Annotated in this window: 18 protein-coding genes and 1 pseudogene; 9 read left to right on the top strand and 10 right to left on the bottom strand. The window is 64.5% G+C overall.

Annotated features, from left to right (window positions below):
* The first annotated feature begins 18 nt into the window (after positions 1 to 18).
* From ACNQVK_RS25020 to ACNQVK_RS25035, 4 genes are read left to right on the top strand one after another with little or no spacing between them, the layout of a single operon-like run.
* Positions 19 to 1,035, top strand: coding sequence for an iron ABC transporter substrate-binding protein (locus tag ACNQVK_RS25020; RefSeq protein WP_418031677.1), 1,017 nt, complete (start codon positions 19 to 21; stop codon positions 1,033 to 1,035).
* Positions 1,036 to 2,610: an ABC transporter permease gene (locus ACNQVK_RS25025; protein WP_418031678.1), complete on the top strand. Its 1,575-nt coding sequence runs from the start codon at positions 1,036 to 1,038 to the stop codon at positions 2,608 to 2,610.
* On the top strand, positions 2,607 to 3,665 hold the full coding sequence (locus ACNQVK_RS25030; protein WP_418031679.1) for an ABC transporter ATP-binding protein: 1,059 nt from the start codon (positions 2,607 to 2,609) through the stop codon (positions 3,663 to 3,665). The genes ACNQVK_RS25025 and ACNQVK_RS25030 overlap by 4 nt, the downstream gene beginning before the upstream one ends.
* Positions 3,662 to 6,307, top strand: coding sequence for an AMP-binding protein (locus tag ACNQVK_RS25035; RefSeq protein ID WP_418031680.1), 2,646 nt, complete (start codon positions 3,662 to 3,664; stop codon positions 6,305 to 6,307). Before ACNQVK_RS25030 ends, ACNQVK_RS25035 begins: the two co-directional genes overlap by 4 nt.
* Here the strand turns inward: ACNQVK_RS25035 and ACNQVK_RS25040 are convergent.
* Positions 6,246 to 6,731, bottom strand: a complete 486-nt coding sequence (locus ACNQVK_RS25040) for a MarR family winged helix-turn-helix transcriptional regulator (RefSeq protein WP_409553098.1) — start codon at positions 6,729 to 6,731, stop codon at positions 6,246 to 6,248. The genes ACNQVK_RS25035 and ACNQVK_RS25040 overlap by 62 nt on opposite strands.
* A gap of 141 nt (positions 6,732 to 6,872) precedes the next feature.
* Between ACNQVK_RS25040 and ACNQVK_RS25045 the strand changes: the two genes are divergently transcribed.
* Together ACNQVK_RS25045 and ACNQVK_RS25050 are read left to right on the top strand one after the other, a co-directional pair.
* Positions 6,873 to 8,003, top strand: coding sequence for a spirocyclase AveC family protein (locus ACNQVK_RS25045; protein ID WP_418031681.1), 1,131 nt, complete (start codon positions 6,873 to 6,875; stop codon positions 8,001 to 8,003).
* Positions 8,000 to 8,833 carry a CbbQ/NirQ/NorQ/GpvN family protein gene (locus ACNQVK_RS25050; protein ID WP_418031682.1) on the top strand — a complete coding sequence of 278 codons (834 nt, stop codon included), beginning with the start codon at positions 8,000 to 8,002 and terminating at the stop codon, positions 8,831 to 8,833. The genes ACNQVK_RS25045 and ACNQVK_RS25050 overlap by 4 nt, the downstream gene beginning before the upstream one ends.
* 6 nt (positions 8,834 to 8,839) lie before the next feature.
* On the opposite strand, the gene ACNQVK_RS25055 is transcribed toward ACNQVK_RS25050, so the two are convergent.
* The gene (locus ACNQVK_RS25055) at positions 8,840 to 10,486 is read right to left on the bottom strand and encodes a GMC family oxidoreductase (protein WP_418031683.1); all 1,647 of its coding nucleotides are present in this window, start codon (positions 10,484 to 10,486) and stop codon (positions 8,840 to 8,842) included.
* Positions 10,487 to 10,586: 100 nt separating this feature from the next.
* Here ACNQVK_RS25055 and ACNQVK_RS25060 point away from each other — a divergent pair, with 100 nt between their 5' ends.
* Entirely contained in the window at positions 10,587 to 10,760 is a 174-nt protein-coding gene (locus ACNQVK_RS25060; RefSeq protein WP_418031684.1) for a hypothetical protein, read from the top strand.
* A 358-nt stretch (positions 10,761 to 11,118) separates the two neighbouring features.
* Here the strand turns inward: ACNQVK_RS25060 and ACNQVK_RS25065 are convergent, their stop codons facing one another.
* From ACNQVK_RS25065 to ACNQVK_RS25100, 8 genes and pseudogenes are all read right to left on the bottom strand, one after another.
* On the bottom strand, positions 11,119 to 12,708 hold the full coding sequence (locus ACNQVK_RS25065) for an MCE family protein (RefSeq protein ID WP_418031685.1): 1,590 nt from the start codon (positions 12,706 to 12,708) through the stop codon (positions 11,119 to 11,121).
* Positions 12,709 to 13,965, bottom strand: coding sequence for an MCE family protein (locus ACNQVK_RS25070; protein ID WP_418031686.1), 1,257 nt, complete (start codon positions 13,963 to 13,965; stop codon positions 12,709 to 12,711).
* Positions 13,962 to 15,343 (bottom strand): annotated as a pseudogene (locus ACNQVK_RS25075) (MCE family protein). Before ACNQVK_RS25075 ends, ACNQVK_RS25070 begins: the two are co-directional and overlap by 4 nt.
* On the bottom strand, positions 15,340 to 16,437 hold the full coding sequence (locus tag ACNQVK_RS25080; protein ID WP_418031687.1) for an MCE family protein: 1,098 nt from the start codon (positions 16,435 to 16,437) through the stop codon (positions 15,340 to 15,342). The pseudogene ACNQVK_RS25075 and the gene ACNQVK_RS25080 overlap by 4 nt, the downstream one beginning before the upstream one ends.
* A complete protein-coding gene (locus ACNQVK_RS25085; RefSeq protein ID WP_418034312.1) occupies positions 16,437 to 17,462 on the bottom strand; it encodes an MCE family protein in 1,026 nt (341 codons plus the stop codon). The genes ACNQVK_RS25080 and ACNQVK_RS25085 overlap by 1 nt, the downstream gene beginning before the upstream one ends.
* Positions 17,462 to 18,754 (bottom strand): MCE family protein, encoded by a 1,293-nt coding sequence (locus ACNQVK_RS25090; protein ID WP_418031688.1) that lies wholly within the window; start codon positions 18,752 to 18,754, stop codon positions 17,462 to 17,464. The genes ACNQVK_RS25085 and ACNQVK_RS25090 overlap by 1 nt, the downstream gene beginning before the upstream one ends.
* Positions 18,755 to 19,159: 405 nt before the next feature.
* Complete coding sequence (locus ACNQVK_RS25095; protein ID WP_418031689.1) at positions 19,160 to 20,278, bottom strand: ABC transporter substrate-binding protein; 1,119 nt, start codon at positions 20,276 to 20,278, stop codon at positions 19,160 to 19,162.
* A gap of 142 nt (positions 20,279 to 20,420) precedes the next feature.
* Positions 20,421 to 21,197, bottom strand: a complete 777-nt coding sequence (locus ACNQVK_RS25100; RefSeq protein ID WP_409553108.1) for a FadR/GntR family transcriptional regulator — start codon at positions 21,195 to 21,197, stop codon at positions 20,421 to 20,423.
* Between the two features lie 171 nt (positions 21,198 to 21,368).
* Here ACNQVK_RS25100 and ACNQVK_RS25105 point away from each other — a divergent pair, with 171 nt between their 5' ends.
* Entirely contained in the window at positions 21,369 to 22,364 is a 996-nt protein-coding gene (locus tag ACNQVK_RS25105; protein WP_418031690.1) for a hypothetical protein, read from the top strand.
* Positions 22,361 to 23,227: a hypothetical protein gene (locus ACNQVK_RS25110; RefSeq protein ID WP_418031691.1), complete on the top strand. Its 867-nt coding sequence runs from the start codon at positions 22,361 to 22,363 to the stop codon at positions 23,225 to 23,227. The genes ACNQVK_RS25105 and ACNQVK_RS25110 overlap by 4 nt, the downstream gene beginning before the upstream one ends.

Below are 23,227 nucleotides of genomic sequence, written 5' to 3' on the forward strand. Positions count from 1 at the left end.
ACCGAGAGGATTCACTTGATGCCCACACGTTGGAGCCGCCGGGTTGCTGTTGTCCTGTCTGCCGTCGCGGTCGCGGCCGGCATGGTCGGGTGCTCCAGTTCAGGGTCTGACGAGCTGCTGATCTACAACGCCCAGCACGAGTCCCTCACCAAGGAGTGGATCGACGCGTTCACCAAGGAGACCGGGATCAAGGTCACCTACCGGCAGGGTGGCGACACCGAGCTCGGCAACCAGCTGGTGGCCGAGGGTAACGCTTCACCCGCCGACGTGTTCCTCACCGAGAACTCCCCGGCGATGGCCGCTGTCGAGAAGGCCGGGCTGTTCTCCGACGTCGAGCAGCAGACCCTCGATCAGGTCCCGGCCCAGTTCCGGCCGTCGTCGGGCAAGTGGACCGGCGTGGCGGCGCGCTCGACGGTCTTCGTCTACAACAAGGCCAAGCTCCCGGCCGACCAGTTGCCGCGCTCGATCATGGATCTGCAGCAGCCGCAGTGGAAGGGCCGATGGGGCGCACCGCCGGCCAAGGCGGATTTCCAGGCGATCGTCGCGGCCATACTCGAACTGAAGGGCGAGCCGGCCACCGCGCAATGGCTGGCCGGTTTGAAGACCAATGCCGTTGTGCTCCAAGACAATATCGCGACGCTGCGCGCCGTCAACGACGGCCAGGTCGACGGCGGGATCATCTACCACTACTACTGGTTCCGCGATCAGTCCAAGACCAAGGAGATCAGCGGCAACACCGCACTGCACTACTTCAAGAACCAAGATCCCGGAGCCTTCGTCAGCCTGTCCGGCGGCGGGGTGCTGAAATCCAGCAAGAAGCAGGACCAGGCCCAGCAGTTCCTTCGGTTCGTCACGGGCAAGGCCGGTCAAGAGGTTCTGCAGAAGGGCACCTCGTTCGAATATCCGGTCGCCAGTGGCGTCGCGGCCAACCCGGCGCTGCCGCCGTTGGACACATTGCAGGCTCCCGCGGTCAACCCGTCCACACTCGATGCCGCCAAGGTCACCGACCTGATGACAAAGGCTGGCTTGCTGTAATTGGTCGCGACCGAGCCCCCGTCAACGCAGCAGGCACCGCCGCAGCGCTCCGCAGGTGCCCGGCCGGGGCCAGGGCTGAGCACCGCCGTGGTGCTGTTGCTGGCGGCCACGTTCATCCCGCTGGGCTACGTCGCCTGGTCGGTGATCACCACCGGTCCGCACCGGGTGATCGAGCTGGTGGTGCGGCCCCGGGTCGGAGAACTCCTGCTCAACACCGTGGGCCTGGTCGTGATCACCGTGCCGGTGTGCGTGGTGCTCGGGGTGGGTGCGGCCTGGCTGGTTGAGCGCACCGATCTGCCGGGACGCACGTGGTGGCGGCCGGTGTTCGTCGCGCCCCTGGCCGTTCCGGCGTTCGTCAACAGCTACGCGTGGGTCAGCGTGCTGCCGACGCTGCACGGAATGCCTGCAGGCATTCTGATCGCGACGCTGTCGTACTTCCCGTTCGTCTACGTGCCCGCCGCGGCCACCCTGCGTCGCATCGACCCGGCGCTGGAGGAATCGGCCCGGGCGCTGGGATCCGGATCGTCCGGGGTGTTCTTCCGGGTGGTGCTGCCGCAGCTGCGTCTGGCCATCCTGGGTGGCGGCCTGCTGATCGGTGTCCACCTGCTGTCCGAGTACGGCGCGTTCGCGATGATCCGCTTCTCGACCTTCACCACCGCGATCTTCGAACAGTTTCAGGCCACCTTCGACGGCGCCGCCGGCGCAACCCTGGCCGCCGTCCTCGTGCTGTTGTGCCTACTGCTTCTGGTCACCGAGGCCGCCGCCCGCGGCAACTCCCGGTTCGCGCGGATCGGTTCCGGCGCCCAGCGTGCCGGCGTGCCGATGCGCCTGGGCCGCACCATGTTGCCGGCCACCGCCGGGCTGGTGGTACTGGCCGCGCTGGCGTTGGGGGTGCCGTTGTGGACGCTCACGCGATGGCTCTGGATCGGCGGCGCACAGGTGTGGGAGCTCGACCAGATCGGCACCGCGCTGGCCCAGACAGCGGCACTCGCCGCTGCTGCCGCGGTCCTGACCACCGTGCTGGCCTTCCCGTTCGCCTGGGTCGCCGTCCGTTACCGCGGCCTGCTGGCCCGCTCGATCGAAGGCGCCAACTTCATCACCAGCTCGATGCCCGGTATCGTCACCGCGCTGGCCCTGGTCACCGTCGCGATCCGGTACGCGCCGCCGCTCTATCAGACTGCGACGCTGGTGATCTGCGCCTACGTGCTGCTGTTCTTGCCCCGCGCGCTGGTCAGCCTGCGCTCGGGCCTGGCGCAGGTGCCGCCGTCTGTGGAAGAGGCCTCCCGTTCGCTCGGCGCTTCGTCTGCGCGCACGTTCGTGCGTATCACCCTCCGGCTGACCGCCCCGGCCGCCGCCGCCGGCGCCTCGCTGGTATTCGTCGCGGTGGCAACGGAATTGACGGCGACGCTGCTGCTGGCACCCACGGGCACCCGCACCCTGGCGATGCGGTTCTGGTCGCTGAGTAGTGAACTGGACTACGCCGCGGCGGCACCCTACGCCCTGATGCTGATCGCCCTGTCGATCCCCGTGACTCTGATCCTGTTGCGCCAGTCGACGAAGGTGGCCGCCCTGTGACCGACGACGTTCTACAGGTACGTGGACTTCGCAAGTCCTTCAACGGCACTGCGGTGCTCGACGGTATCGACCTGACCCTGACGCCGGGGACCATCACGGCGGTGGTCGGATCGTCCGGCTGCGGCAAGACCACGCTGCTGCGGGTGATCGCCGGCTTCGAATCCCCCGACGGGGGCACCGTGACCATCGCCGGCCGCCAGATGGCAAGCCCCACAAACACTGTCGCCCCGCACCGTCGCGACGTCGGCTATGTGGCGCAGGACGGCGCGTTGTTTCCGCACCTGACGGTGGCACAGAACGTCGCGTACGGCCTGCGCGAACGCGGCGCCGCGGCCCGGGCCAGGGTCAGCGAGCTGCTGGATACCGTGTCCCTGGATTCCTCGTTCGCGCAACGCCGGCCGCACCAACTGTCCGGCGGACAGCAGCAGCGCGTCGCACTGGCCCGGGCCCTGGCCCGCCGGCCGGTGATCATGCTGCTCGACGAGCCGTTCAGCGCCCTGGACACCGGGCTGCGGGCGGCCACCCGCAAGTCCGTGGCAAGGGCGCTGTCCGACACCGGGGTCACCACCCTGATCGTGACGCACGACCAGGAGGAGGCGCTCTCGATCTCCGATCAGGTCGCGGTGATGCGCGAGGGCAGATTCACCCAGGTCGGAACACCCGAGCAGGTGTACCGCCAACCGGCCGACCGGTTCACCGCCGAGTTCCTCGGAGATTGCATCACGGTGCCCGGAACCGTCACGTCCGGATGGGCCGACAGCTCGCTGGGCCGCATACCGGTCCAGTCCGGCGCCGCCGACGGTCCGTGCACACTCGTGTTGCGGCCTGAACAGCTTGTCGCGACCGCGATTTCGGACAGTGCGGATGATGCCGAAGCGGCGGCCACCGTGGGGACCGTGGTCGCGACCGAGTTCCTCGGCCACGACGTGCTGCTCACCATCGAACCGCCGGCGGCCGGTGAGCCCATCGTCGTGCGCCAGCACAGCCTGAATCCGCCGGCATGCGACACCGAGGTCCGAATCGACGTGCGTGGCATCGGGACGGCATTGCCTTGAACCACATCGTCGAAGCGTTGCGGGCTCACGGTGACCGGATCGCGGTGGTGACCGAGACCCAACAGGTCAGCTACTCGACTCTTGCCGATCTAGTGTCGCGGGCCTCGGCGGCGCTGGGCCCCGAACGTCGGCTCGTGCTCCTCGAAGCACGTAACGACCTGCCCACCCTGGTGCACTACCTGGGCGCACTCGCCGGCGGCCACGTCTCCCTGCCGGTACCCGCGGGCGGCGATCACCGCGAGATCCTGCGGATCTACTCCCCCGATACCGTGATCGACGCCGCGGGCATCCACCATCGGCGCATCCACAGCACGCACCGACTGCACGACGACCTTGCCCTGCTGATGTCGACCTCGGGCAGCACCGGGTCACCGAAGCTGGTCCGGTTATCCCACACCAACCTGGCAAGCAACGCGGCCGCCATCGCCGAGTACCTCGATATCAGTGAGACTGACCGGGCCGCAACCACATTGCCGCTGTCGTACTGCTACGGCCTTTCGGTGGTCAACAGCCACCTGCTGCGCGGCGCCGCCCTGATCCTCACGGACCGCTCGGTGGTCGACGACGAGTTCTGGGACCTGTTCACCCGCCACCGTGCCACCACCTTCGCCGGGGTACCCCACACGTTCGAGCTGCTCGACCGCATCGGCTTCGAGTCCATGGACCTGCCCCACCTGCGCTACATCACCCAGGCCGGCGGGCAGATGGCACCCGATCGGGTGAGCCACTTCGCAGCACTGGGACGACGCCGCGGCTGGCAGCTGTTCGTGATGTACGGGGCCACCGAGGCGACCGCCCGGATCGCCTATCTGCCACCGGAATTGGCCCTATCGCACCCAAAGGCCATCGGACGTCCGATCCCAGGCGGCAACCTGTCCATCCGACCCGGCGCGGCGTGGCCCGACGGCACCGGCGAACTGATCTACCGCGGGGCCAACGTGATGCTCGGGTACGCACAACAGCCCGAGGATCTGACCCGGGGCGCCACCGTCGAGGAGCTGTGCACCGGCGACATCGCCCGGCGCGACCCTGACGGCCTGTACGAGATCATCGGCCGCAGCAGCCGGTTCGTGAAACTGTTCGGACTGCGCATCGACCTGGACCGTGTACAAGCCGCCCTGGCCGAACAGGGGGTGACCATGTTGTGCACGGACGACGGTGGCACCCTCACCGTCGCAGCCGTCGACACCGGCGGAGCCACCGTCTCCCAGGTGCAACAGCTGACCGCCACCGCGGCGGGCGTGCCCGCCGGCGCGGTGCGCGCCGTGCTCGTCGCCGAACTGCCCCGGCTGGTCTCCGGCAAGCCCGATTACACCGCGGTGCGCACGTTGGCCGCCGAGCCGCCCGTTGCCGATGCTTCCGACCTCCGTGAGATGTTCGCCGAGGTCCTTCATCTCCCCGCCGAATCCATCGACCGCGACGCCAGCTTCGTCGACCTCGGAGGCAACTCCCTGTCCTATGTGGCCATGTCGGTCCGGCTGGAACGCGCCCTGGGCCGGCTGCCGAAAGATTGGCACCGGATGGCACTGCGGGAGCTGGAGTACAGCTGCACACCCCGACCACGCCGATGGGCGACCGTGGAAACCAGTGTCGCCCTGCGCACTGCGGCCATCGTTCTCATCGTCGGCTCACACGCCGAATTGTTCGCCCTGTGGGGCGGTGCCCACGTCCTGCTCGGAGTGGCCGGCTACAACTTCGGCCGGTTCTGCCTGACACCGGTGCCGCGGCTCACGCGGTTGTGTCACCTGCGCAACACCATGGCCTGGATCGCAGTCCCTTCGATCGTGTGGGTCGCCGTCGTGCTGATCATCACCGACGACTACCACGCGTCGAACCTGTTGCTGGCCAACAAGTTCCTCGGGCCGCACGACAGCATGACCGCTGGACGGTTGTGGTTCGTCGAAGTGCTGTTCTGGATCCTGGTGGCGCTGACCGCGTTGTGCGCGCTGCCGAGCGCCGATCGATGGGAACGGCACCGCCCGTTCGCCTTCGCCGCCGCGTTCCTGGCGTTGGGGCTGGTATTGCGTTACGACCTACCCGGCTTCGGCTTGGGCCGTGAAGCCTGGTTCACGGTGCTGGCGTTCTGGTTCTTCGCTGCCGGATGGGCGGCGGCCAAGGCCACGACCACCTGGCAGCGCCTGATCGTCACGGTGGCGCTGATGATCGGCGTGCACGGCTACTTCAACAACAGCGGTCGAGAGACCCTGGTGCTGGCGGGGTTCGTACTGCTGATCTGGCTGCCCGCGCTGCGCTGCCCCGCCGTGGTGGCGGCGGGCTGCGGGGTACTCGCCGAGGCGTCGCTGTACACGTACTTGACGCACTACCAGGTCTATCCGTTGTTCGGTGACCACCGCGTGCTCGGTGTGCTGGCCGCGCTGATCGTGGGCGTGGCACTCACCTATGCGGTCAACGTGGCACGCAGGCGACTGACGGGCACAAGGGCGGCGGTGCTGCGCAGCCGTCCCCGGGCGACCGTACCGGACCAGGTCCACGCCTGGTCAGACCGTTCCGGTGGCATCCGGCCGGACATGCACGATCCGGCCTGCCGATCCGACAACGCAGCCCCGGGGGACTCGATCATCAGCGAACGTCGTCCGCCTTACGCAGCGGGTTGGGAACCGACGACTGTGGAACGCCGCTGAGCTTGCGAAGCGTAGCGACGCATGCATGGAGTTCTTCGAGGCCCACGCCGGTCGCTTTGTCACGGAAGAACTCGTGTAGTCGGCGCAGTGATTCCTGTTGGGCTGCTGCGCCTCTCGGAGTGACCTCGATGCGGGTGACTCGTCGGTCGTCATCAGATGGCGCCCGCCTGAGCAGATTCGTGGCGACGAGTTTGTCGATGTCCGAGGTGATCGTGCTCGGCAATACGTTGAGGTAGTCGATCAGCAGGCCGGGACGGTCGAGCCCGGCATGAACCAGAAAAATGATGCCCAGGGCACGTTCCGAGATTCCGTACTCGCGTGCGACGGGCATGGTGAGGACCGAAATCATGCGTCGGATGTCCGTTGCAGCGCCCAAGAAGTCGACGATGTCGGCGTCGTCGGCAGCGCCAATCGTGTCGGTCACGACGCCACACCATACCTGGCCACGCCTCCCTTCCGTGGCCACAGGAAACTAGTTCATTATCTGAAATATATGCGTTACGCTCCACCGAGGCGAGGTTCGCCTCACCCGTCACCACGATCGCGGGGAGCTACACGGAGTGCCATGAAGCCATCAATTCCTGCCGGAAGGCCCGTCGCCGACCGCACCACATCGACACCGACCGCCTCGCACTGGAAGGTCCTGCTCGGTTGGGCGATCGTCGCTGTGTTGGCGATCTTCATTCTGGTGACTGCGGAGAAGCATGGAGCGGCATCGCCCGAGAATCAGAATCCAGACGGCGTGGGCAAACCGCCGCCGGTGGAGCCGCTGTGGCCCAGCATCGACTTTGTGTTCTGGGGCCAGGTGTTGGGCGCTGCGCTCCTGGTCATCACCATCGCCGCCTCAATTCTGGTCTGGCGGCGCCATCCCGGGCATCCGGTCATTCTCATGATCCTGGCCTCGAGCACGCTGTTCTGGTGGGACCCCATCAACAACTGGGCAATCGGCCTGGTGTACAACCCGAATCTCTGGCACTTTCCTCGGGATTGGCCGTGGCTCAACATTTCTCCGGTTATCGAACCGTTGACCTCGGTCATTTACGCGCCCTACGTCCTGCTCCCGTACTTCCTGGCCATGCCGGTCCTGCGGGCAATTCAACGACGCCGCGCCCCGGAAACTTTCGTCTGGCGCCACCCGCTGATCTCGATTGGCGTGCTGACGTTCGTGATCGGCGTCATCTGGGACGCTGCCCAAGAGATTCTCCTGACCCGCACCCAGTTCCTCACCTACAGCCATGTCGTCGAACTCGGCTCGATCGACGTCGGCAAGAACAGTCAGTTCCCCCTGTTGATGGCCAGCGTGCTCATCACAGTCATCATGATCCCGGCGTCGATCTTGCTTTATCGCGATGACACCGGAAAATCCCAGGCAGGCAAGATTGCCCAGCGGCTGCGCCTACATGCGCGTCACCCGAAGTTGGCTACCTTCCTGGTGATGGCAGTCGTGGTGAATGTCGCGATGATGAGCTTCAGCTCAGCGTTCTGGCTGGCACGCACGACCGGCGCGGCATCCACTGTGGCCTGCCCATGGCCATACCCCCAGGCCAAGACCTGGGATCCGCGAGGCTATTACCAATCCCAGAGCGCCCCAGGACCATTCACTGCCGGCAAGGCAAGCTCGTGGCAGATCGCTCAACCCGAGGGCCGACCGACGGACATCGCCGTCACGTCTGACCGCTGCAACAATCCGCAGTGACCTTGGCAGCGGACGGCACCGAGAACTCTGGCCGACTGACGGAGCGTCCGTTCTATCGGGCTGTCGGCAACGAGGAACGGGTGTTCGCAGCCGCTTTCCGGCAACAACTCCCAGTGCTACTCAAGGGGCCGACGGGGTGCGGAAAGACACGATTCGTCGAGGCAATGGCTCACGAGGTGGGGCGGCCGCTGATCACCGTGGCGTGTCATGACGATCTCACCACCGCCGACCTCGTCGGCCGGTTCTTGCTGCGCGGTGGGGATACCGAATGGGTCGACGGCCCGCTGACGCGCGCAGTTCGTGAAGGTGCGATCTGCTACCTGGACGAGGTGGTTGAGGCCCGTCAGGACACCACGGTGGTACTACATCCCCTCGCCGATCATCGGCGAACGCTGCCGATCGAGCGCCTCGGTCAAACGCTCACGGCCGCACCTGGATTCTGCCTGGTCGTTTCCTACAACCCGGGTTACCAGAGCATTCTCAAAGACTTGAAGGACTCCACGCGGCAACGCATGGTTGCGATCGAATTCGACTATCCGGACGCAGATGTGGAGATCGACATCGTGCGATGCGAGAGCGGCACCACCGAACAGGTCGCTGACGATCTGGTCCGCCTCGCGCAGGCAATCCGGCGCATCGACCGTGCGGGTCTTCGGGAGGTTTCCTCGACCCGCGTACTCATCGCGGCCGCCCGCCTGACCGAGGCAGGCCTGTCGCTGCGGGAGGCGGCGGAGGCTGCCATCGTCGCTCCATTGACCGACGACCGCGCGGTCGGGGCGAGCCTGCGGCAGTTGCTCGATGTCTATCTGGCAGGCGGGCCGCACAACTGATCGGTTTCAAGCGCCGATGATCAGTTCGGCGGCTCGCTCTCCGATCATCATCGCCGCGGCATTCGTGTTGCCGCCGACGATGCTCGGCATGATCGATGCATCGGCCACGCGCAATCCCGCCACACCCCGGACCCGCAGCGTGGGATCGACAACGGAACGTTCGTCGGTGCCCATCCGGCACGTCCCGACCGGGTGATACACGCCAGAGGCGTTTCGCCGCACGAACTCCGCGAGGTCGGCGCCGGACCGATCGGAGCCGGGTAGCACCTCGCGACCGACCTCACCTGCGATTGCCGGGTGTACCAAGGTTTCGCGGACGAGTTCCATGCCTGCCACCAAGGTTTCCAAATCTTGAGGCTCAGCCAGGTAGTTCGGATCGATCAGAGGAGCGGTGAATGGATCAGTCGACGCCAAGCGCACGCTTCCCCGGCTCTCGGGGTAGATCAGCGTCGGCATGAGCGTCAACGACGATGACGACTCAGCGGCCAGGTGCAGCCCAGGTGCGTCCTGGTTCTCTGGATAACTCATTGGAAGGATGAACATCTGCAGGTCGGGCACGTCCACGCCCGTCCGCACTCCGCTGTCGACGAAAGCCACCCCCTCAAACAGGGTGTGCGCCAGATACGTCGACCGCGGACGCACACATTCACGGGCCGCCGCTCCGGCGAAACTCAACGGCGACGCGCTGCGCCCTCCGCGAGCCCGGTAGGACATCGGCACAAAGAGATGATCGTGCAGATTGTCACCAACCGGAAGATCGGCGATCACCTCGATCCCATGGTCACGCAAGTGCGCAGCATGGCCAATGCCGGACAGCATCAGAAGCCGCGGCGAACCGAGGGAACCGGCGCTGATGATCACCTCACGGCCGGCACGTACAGGGCCGATCGGCCGCCGGCTACGGCCCGCGACCAACTCCACACCCACGGCACGACCGCCCTGCACCATCACCCGAGTCACGGTGGCGCCGGTGAGCACCCGCAGATTCGGCGGCGCGTCCCACAGATAGCCACGATCGGTGCCCACTCTCCGGCCGGCGCCGACGCTCTGCTGTAGTGGCGCTACTCCGGCTTGCTGGGCTCCGTTGTAGTCGTCGTTCATGCCGACGGCTGCGGTCGCTGCCTGCGCGGCCATGTAGCGTTCGGTGATGTTGGCCAGGCCTGTGGCCCGTTCCACCGCAATCGGGCCATCCCCACCCCGCAGATCGCTGGGGCCGTCCTCGAAACTCTCCAGCCGCCGGAAGCACGGCAACACCTCGGAGAACCCCCAGCCTTTCGCCCCATCGGCCGCCCAGTCGTCGTAGTTCCGCCGATTCCCGCGTACGAACGCCATCCCGTTGATCACGCTGCCCCCGCCAAGAATCCGACCATGCGACTGGGGAAGCGTGCGGCCCTTCATATGTCGTTGCGGAACGCTATAAGCGGGCCAAGTGACCAACCGCTGCAGAGCCGTAGCCGCATGAATGGCCCCACACATACCGGGCACCGTCACCAAGGGGCCACGCCGCTGCCGTCCCGACTCGATAAGGATGACCTCGGCACCTGTGTCAGCCAGACGCCGGGCCACGATCGCCCCCGCACTCCCCGACCCCACGACAACGTAGTCCGCAGACTCCAACCCAGCCGAACCCTTGGTCACCGGCGCTCGCTTCATCCCAAGACCTTTCGTTGACCCACATCTATTTTCATACTCTGAATTGCCTACGGACACTGACGCATTCGGCTCACGGAGCCTCGTCGATCATGGAATCCGGGTGAGTTGGAATGGCATCTCGATGACCAGCGGCCTGTTGATTCCGCAGCCCCCGCTTGTCCCGACGGTGCGGTCCCAGCCGGAGAACGTCGTCACCTCGTCGAAGCTCGGCGATCCAGAAAGATCGGGTGAGAAGTACATCAACTGCTCGGCCGTTGCGGCGGTGCCGTCTTGACACGGTTCCCACCGGTCAAGGTGTCGTCTCACTGACCACAGCCCGGCTGAGTCGCACCGGATGGGTGCGTTCCATCCTTGGCTGCTCCGCACGTGGCCTGCACAGTCATAAGTTTCGGCGCTGCACGTCGTACTGACTGTCCAGGTACTGGTCACAGTGGCTTCGTCGTGGAAGATCTCGTTGGTTTTCGCCCACGTCCCGTCTGACACCGCACGATAAGCGCCGTTGAGAGTGGGATCACAGAATGCTGCGGCGGCGTTCGGGGCGCTGGTCAGGGCCGCGGCAGCTGCCGAAGCGACCAGTACGACTGTTGGCAGTGCGGCGATCGTCGGCTTCTGCTTCAGGGCCCGTGCCGATGTCATGGGTGATCCTCCATTACGAGGTCTTTCCAAGTCGCTGCCCGCTTGGAGGCAACGAGGTTGGCCTGCTGATGGGTCTGGCCGTCGGCTGTGACATAGCGCCCCGAATTGGGGTCGTATTGTGCGAATACGACTGAGGGTTGTGGATGAGTGGTGTTTCCGCCGAAGGCACTTGGTGCCGCCGGGACCGCGCCGTCGGGGTCGGGGCCGGGCGCCGGTGGTGGTGCAGGTGGCGGCGTTTGACTGGGCCCGGCAATCGCAGGGTCGGGCGTAGCTGACGGCGGCATTGGCGTGCCATTGACCGGACCGAAAATGTGGTCGTTGTTGGTGACTCGAGCGTCGGGCGGTACGCCCTGCGCGATCAAGTTGGGATCCAGCGGGTAAGGGCCGGTCAGGTGTTCGCGCATCGCCAGGGGCACATACGGTTTGTCGCTGTCGCAGATCTCGGCCGTGGGCGCCCGCTTTCCCGGCTTGTTCATGCAGGGATAGTTCCGGGCCCCACGCACCGCCAGCGGCGAGTCCTGGGGCAGTTTGCAGTACAGACCGTCTGGCGTATCTACTTCGGAAGTGTCTTCAGGAGACCGCCACTGGCTGGGCGGCAGGAAACCAACAGTGCATGACGGTGGATCCCCGAATGAGAGAGTGAAATCGCCTTGTCCCAGCCCGGTCGGGTTGTGGTCAGGTGCCGCCGACACGATGTTGGCGACGAAGGGGGGCAGCAACACCAAGATTTGTTCGAGGCCGGGCCGGTAGGTGACGAGAATCTGTCCGATCGACGTCAGGTTGGCCAGCAACACCGGCAGTGTCGGCTTGACCTGTTCCAAGAGCCGAGTTGCCTGATTGACAGACGCAGGACCATCTTTGAGCACCGTCCGGATCTGTTGATCGTCGTCAACCAGTGTGCCGGTGATATTGGCCAGGCTATGTGCCCAGGTCCGCAGATCGTCGGTACCGGCGGCCTGGGAATCGAGTAAGGGCACTGAGTCCTCGACGAGGGCTCTTGTGGAGTCGCGCACATCGCTGAGGCCATCCGAGACTCTCGCCGATGAGTCCATCAGCGAACCGAGGTCGTAGCCGGCACCGTTGGTCGCCTTGAAGCTCTCGTCAAGAAGCAATTCGAGTTTGTCCTTGGGGATGCTCTTGATCAGTGCGCTGGTCTGGTCGAGCAGTGGACCGACTTGCTGCGGAACAGTGGTGTCCGCCATGGCGATAGTCGAACCGTCGTGCAGGTACGGAGGTGCGTCCGAAACAGGTTTCAGGTCGAGGTACTGCTCGCCGATTGCCGACACGCTGCGCACATCGGCTTTCAACTTAGCCGGTATCTTCGGTGAATCATCGAGCGACAGAATCGCTTTCGCGCCGCGCGGAATGAGCGAGATCGCCGTCACCTTGCCCACCTGCACGCCGCGGTAGGTCACGTTGGAAAAGCGGTACAGCCCACCGGTTCCCGGCAGCTCCACAGTCACGGTGATACGCCCCACACCCAGCAACGCGGGCGCTTGCAGATAGACCACAACCATGGTGACCAGCCCCACGATCGAGCCGATCGCGAACATGACCAACTGAATCCGGACCAACCGTGTCAGCATCTAGCCACCTCCCTGGTCGATCGGCGGCGATCCCGCCGGTGCACTCGATGGCGGCGCGGCCGCGGGTGGGACGGGCCCACCCGGAAGGATCACCGGCGGACCTGCCGGCGGCGCCGGCGGGGGAAACTCAGTACCCTCCGGCGGTACCGCCAGCGGAGCGCCCAGTGGATTGTTGGTGTAGTGCCAGTCATAGCCGGGATCTCCGGGGGCCGGCACCAACGGTGCTCCGTCGACGCCCCAGCGGGTTCCGAGGAACAGGCCGCGTTTCAGGCGGGGAACGGTCAGGTCAGCAACGGCGAACAGATTCAGATAGTCACCTTTGAGTCCGCGGTCAATCACGTTCTGGCCGTATGGAAATACCGTGGCATACATCAGGCCGTCGATGAGACCCGGCCCGGCATCGGCCAATGCTCGAATCGTGGGCTGTAGGTTCTGCAGGTTCTTCACCAGGTCGGCCTGCGTGTCATTGACGAGTGCGGTAGCGGTGTCGCTGAAGGCCCGCAACTTGTCCAACGCGACGACGATGCGCGGCTTCTCGGCCAGGAGCACGTCGAGCGCGGGGGGAAGTTTGCGCAGCGTCTCGGTGATCACGTCGTGCTGTCCGGCCAGCGTGCCGGTCAGCCGGTTGAGGGCATCGATCGAGGCGGTCAGATCACCGCGTTGGCGATTCAGCACACCGACGAACCTGTCGAGGCGGGTGATCAGGTCGCGGATGGCGTCCTGGCGCCCGGACAACGCCGCATTGAAGTTGTGAACGATGTCGCCGACCTGGCCCAGGCCGCCGCCGTTGACCAACGCAGACAATGACGACAACGTCTGTTCGGTCGACGGATAGGTGGATGATCGGTTCAAGGCAATGGTGGATTCCGGTGCGATCTGCCCTACTGGCGACTGCCCGGGCGGCGGGTCCAGCGCCAGGTGCTGCGAGCCCAGCAAGCTGGTCTGCCCGACGGTGGCGAGGACGTTGGCCGGGACCTTGGCCCCGCTTTGAAGCCTGACTTCGACGTCGGCGTGCTGACCGCGCAGCGTCATCGTACCGACGCTTCCGACCACGACATCGTTCATCATGACCGGCGAATTTGATTCGAGTGTACCAACATTGGCGATCTCAACGTGGTAGACGGTGGCCCCAGAGCCCTGCCCGACAGTGCCGGGCAGGGGCAGAGAGTTCACCCCGTTGAAGGCACATCCCGTCATCGCGAGCACCGTGGCGGCACTGACGGCCACGCCCTTTCCCAGTGAATGCCGGCCGATCATGACGGGGGTGTCCCTTCTGAGGGAGCCACGGGTGCGGGTTCCTCGGCCGGTGCGGCCGGCTGCGGCGCCGGGGCCGGCAGCAACAAGTTTTCGACGCCCGGCGGCGCGGGTGGTTGGTTCCAGCCCGGCGGCGGGGAACATCGCCTGCCCCGGTGTAGGCCGAAACAGAAGGAGGTTGTTCGGCCGGTGCGGGTGCGCCTCCGGTCCCGCCGGGCGCCAGCGCGGGGTCGGTGTAGATGACGTTGCGCGGCGAGGGCGCCAGCGCGGGGTTGATGGGGAAAGGCAGGTTGTTGAAGTTGAGTTGATCCAGCGCCGGACCGAGGTACTGCGCGCAGAGTTTCGCGGTTTCGGATGCGGTGGTGTTCTTGACGGCTCCAATGGCGGCACAGATGAACTGCACCGGGTTGGAGAAGTTCGTGAACGAAATCGAGCCGAGAATGGTGCCGGTGTCGGGGTTGTAGTCGGCGTAGCCATTGGCCAGTGCGGTAGGTGTCACGTGCAGGAGTTGCTCAAGGTCTTTGCGATGCTCGACGAGGTTTGAGGTGACATTGGCCAGGCGTTGGACCTGCTCGCTGGTCTTGTCGCGGGTGCCGGCGATGAAGCGTTGGACTTCACCGAGCGCCGAGGACAGATTGTTCAGGGCGGCGTCGAGGTCGGTGCGGTTGTCGTCGAGGACGCTGGTCAACGTGGCGAATCGGCCTTGGAATTCCACGATTTGGGGGTTGGTGTCACGCAGCGCGGTAACCAGCGTCTGCAGGTTTCTCACGGTGTCGGCGATGTTGCCGCTGCCGTCGGCAAGGATGCGCCCAACGCCGGAGAGTTGGCTCAGCGTTTCGCGGAGTTTGTCGCCGTTGCCGCTGAGTGCGTTGGCGGTGCTGTCGATGAATCGTGCGATCGCGGGAGTCGATACCTGACTGTTCGGACCCAATTCGGTTGCCAGGCGCATCAGTTGGGATTTGACTTCGTCCCATTCGACCGGGACGGCGGTGCGATCGATCGGGATCACGGCGTGGTCGGCCATGACGGGGCCGTTGGCGTGGGGATCACTGGACCGATAGGCCGGCGTGAGTTCGACGTAGCGGGCAGCGAGCAGATTGGCAGCGACGATAACAGCTTTGGCATCCGCGGGAATGGGCACGCGACCGTCGATATCCAACGACATCCTCACCTGGCCGCCTTCGGGGGCGATAGCGGCGATGGTGCCGACCTTGATTCCGGCTACTCGGACATCATCGCCCGGATAGATGGCGGTGGCAGAGGTGAAGTAGACGGTGACCGTTTTCGCGCCGAAGAACGAGGCGTGCACCAGCACGGCACCGGCGGCGAGGATCAGCGCGATCAGCGCACCTGCGAGCGCGGTCTGTCGGCGAGCGATCATGGCGGTCCCCACCGTTCTTGTGGTTGCGGGATCCCGTTGCGCGGGAATGGGAATTCTGCACGCGGTCCCGCATTGTCGGGTGGCTGCCCGGCATCGGCTCCGCGGCGGAATCCGAAGGCATAGTCCAAGAAGGGCTGCAACAGTTGAGGCATGCTCAGGTTGGCGATCTGGGCTTGGTAGTACGGGCCGCTGGATACCAGCTCGCCGGTGCTGAGTTCGTACTGGGCCAATCCGGGCAGCGCCTTGGCAATGTTGTCACGGTTCTTCTCAAGGACAGCGGTGACAGCGTTGAGCTTGTCGAGCGTGGGCGCCAGTTCTGCCTCGTTGTCGTGTACCAGGCCGGTGAGCTGGTTGGCCACTGCGGAAGTGTTGGCGAGCAGTTCAACGATGGCTTGGCGCACTTCCACGAGAACGTCGAGCAATGCGTTGCCGTCGAGGATGAGGGTATTGACCTGTTGGCTGCGCTCGGCGAGGACCGCACTGACATCGCTGATGTGTTTGAACAGTTCGCCCAGGGTTTGGTTACGAGCATTGAGCGCCCGCGACAGACGGGTGAGGCCGTCGAAAGTCGATCCCAGATCTGGAGAGATCGCCTCGACGGTGGCGGAGAGGGCGTCGAGGGACTGGTTGAGAGTGTTCGTGTCGGTGCCGGCGATGTCGGTGGTGAGGTCACCCACGGCTTCGGTCAGCGAGTAGGGCGAGGAGGTACGCGTCGCTGGGATGACCTCAAGGGCTCGCATCCGTCCGGGCCCGGCGGCGTTCACGGTCAGCACCCGCTGTCCCAGCAGCGAGCCGGTGCGGATGTGGGCGGTGGTTTTCAGCCCCAGCGATGTTCCGCTGCTGAGAGAAAAGGTGACGAGAGCCTGCCCGTCATCGAGCTCCACCCCCGATACCGTGCCGACTTTCGTGCCCGACATCGTGACGTTGTTGCCTACGGTCAACCCGCCGGCTTGATCGAAAAGGGCTTGGTATCGGATCTCGGTCGCATAGGACACCAACTGTTGGGTCCGCAGCCCGACGGCGATCACCAGAAGAATGACAACGAAGCCGATGAAGCCACGTCGGACCAATTGGGGCCCACGATATTTCAGCATCAGTTGTCCGAGCACCTTCCCGTTTCTTGCTTCATCCAGGGAAAGACCGCCGTGCGTCCTTGCAGATCAGTGACCCGGACTGTCACGCCACAGAGGTAGTAGTTGAAGAAGCTGCCGTAGGCGCCCAGCCGCGCCAGCTTGCGGTAGTTGTGCGGCATCCGTTGCAGCCCGGCGTCGAGGTGATCTTTCTGCGTGTCCAGGTTGGGGGCCAGGCGATTGAGTTCGTCGACGGCACCGGCCAGCGGTGTGCGCGCGTGGGTGAGCAGATCGGCCAACGACGCGGTTCCGTTGTCCAGGGCGGTGATCGCACTTCCGATCGGATCGCGATCTGCGGCGAGTTGACTGGCGAACTGTTGTAGGCGGTCGATCGTGCCGGAGAACTTCTCCCCGTCATTGGCTAGCGTGCCCACCGCCGTGTTGAGGTTGTCGATGAGTTGCTGAACGAGTTGATCGTTGTCGGCCAGGTGATTGGTGAACGAAGACGTCTCTGACAGCAGTGATTGGAGGGCGCCCCCCTGCCCCTGCAGGACTTGCAGCAGCGATTGGGTGAGCGCGTTGACGTCGTCGGGATTCAGCCCCTGGGTTACCGGCCGCAGGCCGCCCAGGAGCAAGTCGAGGTCGAGGGCTGGTGCAGTCCGTTCGACGGGGATCTGGGCGCCGGCGGGCAAGATGACGGTGGGTCCTGGGGCAGCGGCGAGTTCGAGGTAGCGGTCCCCGGTCAGGTTGAGATAGCGCACTACTGCCCTGGTTCCAGTGGTGAGCACCGCAGTGCGATCGGCATCGAAGGTGACCACAACCATGGTGTCCGGCCGGAGTCTGACGCTGTTGACCGTGCCGACACGGATGCCGGCGACCCGCACCGAGTCCCCCTTTTTCAAACTGGAAACGTCGGCAAAGACTGCTGAGTAGTCCTGCGACGATCCGGTCCGGTACTGGCCGAAGACAACGAACAAGCAGGTGGTCAGTACTGCCATCACGACGCCGAAGACACCGAACTTGACTGCCGTGACCGTTGTCGAGCGCATCATCCGGGTTGCCCGATTTGCGCGGAGTTGCGAGGCGGCCCGTCGATCGGCCCGAACAGCCGTTGCTTGAGCGCATCGGTATTCAGCAGGATGCCTTCGTTGCCGTATCGAGCTGGGTTGGTGCCGACGTCGGCGATGACGAACGGCGGACGAGACAGATAGCGCACGTTCGGCAAGCCCGCGACGCATTGTGGACCACCGGTCGCAGCGACCTTGGGCAGATCGGTCGGGTACCGGTAGCGCTCCTTGCCCAGGACGAACCCCGCGTTGACCATGGCTCCGGGCACTTGTGGTTGCTTGATGTAGGCGGCTTGGATCAAGCCTCCCATCAGGCAGTACAACGCTTGGTTGTACTGGCTCGTCAAGTCGGTGGTCGGTGCCAGCAGATGCACGGCATCAGCCAGCGGAACACGGTTGGCCGTCAAGACCTCGTTGCCCACATCGGCCAGCCCGATCATGCTGACCAGAAACGCATCGAGGTTGTGTTGCTCGTCAACGATGCTCTGACTGATCCGGCTCGCGTTGCCGGCGGCGGTGAGCAGATCGGGTGCCGCATCGGCATATGCGTTGAACACTGTTGGCGCAGTGGTCAAGTCGTGGCTCAACGCCGGCAGTCCAGGATCCAGGGTGGCGAGGTAGGTGTCCAGGTCCACCAGCATCTGACCGATCGACTGTCCACGCCCATCGATGGCCGAGGCGATCGCGCCCAGTGTCTGGTTGAGTTTGGCCGGATCGATCGTCGACAGCACCGCGGTGAGTTGCTCGAAAACCGTGTTCACTTCGACAGTCACCCGCGAGGCATCGAGCACTTGACCGGGAACCATCGTCTGCGGTGACGGATCGACAGGGTCGGTGAGCCGAACATACTTCGCACCGAACACCGTGGTCGATGCGATATCGACCCCGACATTCGCCGGAATCTGCTGCAGCTGTGCTGGATCCATCGCCAGGTGCAGCACCGCACGCCCGTCCGGCAGCGTCTCCAACGACTTGACCGCCCCGACTTGAACCCCCCGCAATTTGACCTTGGCGTCGGGATTCATCACCAGCCCCGCTCGTGACGACAGCACAGTCACCTGGACCGTCGAGCTCAGATCACCACGAAACAGCACCGCCACCAGAGTGATGGTCAGCCCAATGCTCAGCACCGTTGTCAATCCGGCCACTGGGCGCAACCAAGCACGTCCGGCGCCGACGTTCGCAACCGGGGTGGGTTCTGTGGCGCGCCGGTCCGCTCTTGGGCGACCGAGCGTTTCGGTGGTGACGGAGTCACTCCTACGTCGACTCACCATCCCTCACCCCCATTACGTAGGCCCGCGTACCCAAACCGCAGCAGCGGCAACGCTTTCGCGATACCGATACATGTTGCGGCGGTCCACAGCCCTCCACCCCTGACCACAGCGAGCTGATTCGCACCTGTTCCGCTGAACGGCAATCCAAGTGCCGAACGACCGATACCTCTAAAGGTATAACGCAGTACGTGTCCGGTTGTCTACCCCTTTCGAGCAAGACTCGATGCGTGCAAACCGACTGATCCGCCGCGCTACTCCGCAATGAATGCACAGTTCAAAGGATCTGTGAGCGACCTCGGAGCTGACGATGGCTGACACACCAGGCCACCGTGTGCGACACGTTCAACGGACCACCACCTCATAGCGATTGGTAGCCGGCATGGATATATGTAGATATAACGCCAACTATCGCGCTATGGTCGGACCGCTCACGTGGCCCTCGATCGTGGCGTGCAGCACTGAGGCGCTGCCGTCGGGGAGCACTCTTCGCGCGACCAGAAATTCACTGCCGACCCAGCCGTGCCGGATGAACTTTCCGAACCTCAGCCGCGTTCCGGGGGCACCGGTCGCCGCGGGCAGCATCTTGACGCGCTCCAACGCATCTTTGACACCCGGGCCCGTCAACGGCCTAGCACCAGCAACCGCGGTCATCATGAGCCGGCCAACGTCGTAGCAGTACAAAGGAAAGAAATATGCCGGGCGCCGCCCGTAGGCCCGCTCGAACCGATCCAGGAATACTTGCCCGGTCTGATTGCGCTCATCGTACTGATCAAGCCCAACCCAGCCTGCGAGTTGCTCACGCCACCACGGCCCGGTAGCGGCGAACTCGAACGCGGTCGTCGTGTACCGCGGCGGCATCCAACCGATACCTTCAAGCGCAGCATTCATGCCGATGATGCCCAGGCCGAAACCGACATGCATGATCGCGTCGGGCTTGCCTTGGGCCAGCGCGGACATCGCGGCTTGCTTGTCGCGTTCAACCTGGGGAATAGCCACCTCGGCCGTGATCTTCAATCCTGCGTCCAGACAGGCCGCTCGGGTGGATCGCAGGTATTCGCCGCCGATGAGACTGTCCTCGAAGGCAAGCCCGACAGTGTCACACCCATCGAGAGCCGCGACAGTGGCCAAGATGATCGGTTCTTCTTCCATGGACCCTGCCGGAAGCCCGAAAACCCACTCCCCCAACATGCTTTCCGAGGCAGCCATCGTGATGATCGGGACTTCGGCGAGGTCCTCGACGTAGCGGCGCAATGCGACGCCGTTCTCCGACACCCACGGCCCGAAGATGACCAACGCATCCGCTTCGACCAGCTCATGGAAAGCGTCGCGCACCGCACGAAACGTCCCGTTCGGCAGTCCCTGAACCGCACGTACGACGAATTCGATCGGTCGTTCGGATATTCCGCGCTCCAGGAACTCGTCAGCGACGAGTTGCAGTGTTGGAAGGATGTTCTCGTCGTAATTGCCGTCTTCGTCCAGGTAATCGATGAGCAATCCGATGCGCGCCGGGGTCACGTCGGCCATAGAGCTACTCTCCAGCATGTCGAGCGCCGGCAGAGCGCCGGCGAAACATCTGACAATTCGGGTCCGTCAAAGCTAACCCACCATCAGAGCTGGAGTCCAGAGAAACCTTTATATGTTTTTTCGGCCGAGTTCGTAACCGGCGTCAGAGATGACTGTTCACCTCGACCGTCGAACTGCCACGTTTCCCTAGCAGGGTCCGGCGCAGGCGGGCCATATGCGCAGCGCAGTGGGCCTGTGCGGCTTCGCCGTCGCCCGCGGTGATCAAGTCGACAAGCTGTTCGAACTCGCGAATCGTGCGGCGCCGCGACGCGATCGGCTCCTGTTGACTCCGCGTGAGCACATCTGCCACCGCCGCACGGGTGATCACCTCATTGATCATCTCGCAGATCACGATGAGCGTTTGATTGCCAGCCAACTCCACCATGTCACTGTGGAATCCGACCATGGCGGTGGTACATGCCACAGGATCGTCGACAGTGCGCTTCATCTCGATCACCAGTTCGCGCAATCGCTGAGCGGCACGCTCGCGGCCACGTGACATGGCGACCATTCGCGCCAGTGCGGGTTCGATAACGGCGGCGGCCTCGAACACATCGGTCAACGAAACGCTGCGTGTCTGCAGCACCAGCGCCGCGGCCCGGGCAGTCATCCGTTGATCGGGGCGGTGTACGACCACTCCGCCGAGCGCGCCTCGCACCACCGAGATCAGGCCTTCGGCCTCCAAGATCCGCAACGACTCACGAAGCGACGGCCGGGACACCTCGAAGCGTTTCAACAAATCCGCCTCGGTACCGAGCAGGTCCCCCTCATCGAGCCCGCCGGAGATGATCAAACCGCGCAGCTCGTCGGCGATCTGTTTGGGCTTTCCGGATGCAGAACTGCCCGACACCCCACCCTTACCTGCCGTCGGCTTGGCCACTTCTCTCCCTACCGTCCAATCGATGTGGGCAACCACGTGAGGCGGAGATCAAACTATCCGATCGGCCGCAGCACGCAGGCGTCCCCGCGCGAGCACATCCCTTTACAACGATACCTCTAGAGATTTAAATGTGGACCATGACGCCGGCGTGATCGACTTCAGTTTGGGGGCATGACAGTGAGCGACTTCGAGTTCACCGTGGCGACGCATCCACCCACCCTCGACCACTATCGGCGAGCCTGGACTCCGGGGCCGGATGTCGGGCTGGCCGGTATGTGGATCGGCGCGGTGGTCAACGACGATGCGGGGCAGACCTATTGGGGACTGCGCGGGGCCGATGACTTCCTCACCGGAATGACGCATGTGGTGTCACCGATCACCGGGTTCAAGAAGCTCCGGCCGACATTCGACCCTGAACAACCGCATCTGTTCGCGGAGTACGCGACGATCGACTGGTTCGAACCGATGGCCTACGTCGACACCGGTGACAAGGTGACGCTGAGCTATCCCAGCGGACGCATCGAACGCGAAGCCGAAGGGTTCCACTGGCACGACGCGAGCGGGCGCTGGGAGATGCACGGCACCAACGTCACCGACATATTCACCGTTCACGTTCCGGTGCAGAACGGCGTCGCCGAGCAGGTGTATTACCGGCACGAGTTGATGGCCGCCACCGGAACCATCGAGGGCGTACCCGTCTCGGGCTACCTGCATCAGGACTATGCCTACGGCCCGGCAGGACGGGTGTACCCGGAGCTCCCCATCGCCCGGCACCTGCAGGGGATGTGGGTGTCGTGGATGCACGAATACCCGGACGGACAGTGGGGCGGCGGGTGCTTCTGGCAGGGGCGCGACGGCGTCGCCTTCGGTCCTGGCTATCAGGTCGTCGACGGAGTGACCACCGCATACGACGACATCACCGCAACGCCGACGTTTGACGACGCCGGCAAGTTGACCAGGCTGGACACCAATATCGGAGCGGACACGTACACCTTCAGGTTCGACTCGTCCGGCAGCTACATCCACTACTTCGGCCGTCTCACCTCCTGTTCGTCGGGCAGGCCACCCTCCCGCAGTTGGTGCTGGGTCGAATACGCCGGCGCGCTGCTCACCCCCGAAATCCTCGACATGGTGATGACACCCTTCGACCTCGCCCGCGGGCGGTGACCCAGGACGAACCGCCGAAGTTCCTTCTCCTGGCGGCGAATCCCGGCAAGCGGCGTACCGAGATCATCTATCTGGTGTGGTTTCTCCTCACGGTTCCGCTGCAAGGGCTGGTGGTGATGAACCTCAGCTACGACCGTCCCAATGATCCCGCACTGGTCGGTCAGGCGATCGTGATGGCACTCGGCACACTCATCTGGCCGCTCGTATTCCGGGTACCCGACGACCGTGGACGTCCGCTGTCCGAGCTGTACGGCTTCAGGATGGGCGTCTTCCTGACCATCTGGGCCGTGCTGGGCGGATTCGTCGGCACCGACCCGTGGTACGAGGTCCTACACGGCCATTTCGCCTTCAACACCGCCTGGAATCCCAATGGTGTACCGCTGTTCATGTTGCCCATGACCATCAGCGTGTTCGGCTTCTACACCGTCATCTTGGGCACGCTCTACCGGGTGCTCAGCCAACTGCTGGACCGCACCGGCGGGGTCCTGGCCCGCGACTCACTGACCCGTCACGCCATTCTGTGCCTGCTCCTGGCCGGCATCATGCCCCTCGGCGAGACCTTCGCCTACTCGGGCTCCAACTACTGCTTCGACAACGGCGTCGGCATGTGGGGGCTGAACGTATTGATCTACGGTTCATGGCATTTCGCGGCGATGCTGTTCTACACCCGTTGGGATCGCCGACCGGGCGACCGCACCCCGCTGAGCACCACCGTCGTGTCCGGGTTCGCCACCATCGGCATCCTGATGGTGTTGATGACGATCACGAAGACCTTCATCGCACCGCATTACGTCGACGTGCTCCACGGCGTACGCCACCTCAACGACTGGAGTGCGGACAACTGTCTGGGACCGAAGCCGTAG

This window comes from Mycobacterium sp. 134 (genome assembly GCF_048282715.1).
In the GTDB taxonomy this organism is placed as follows: domain Bacteria; phylum Actinomycetota; class Actinomycetes; order Mycobacteriales; family Mycobacteriaceae; genus Mycobacterium; species Mycobacterium septicum.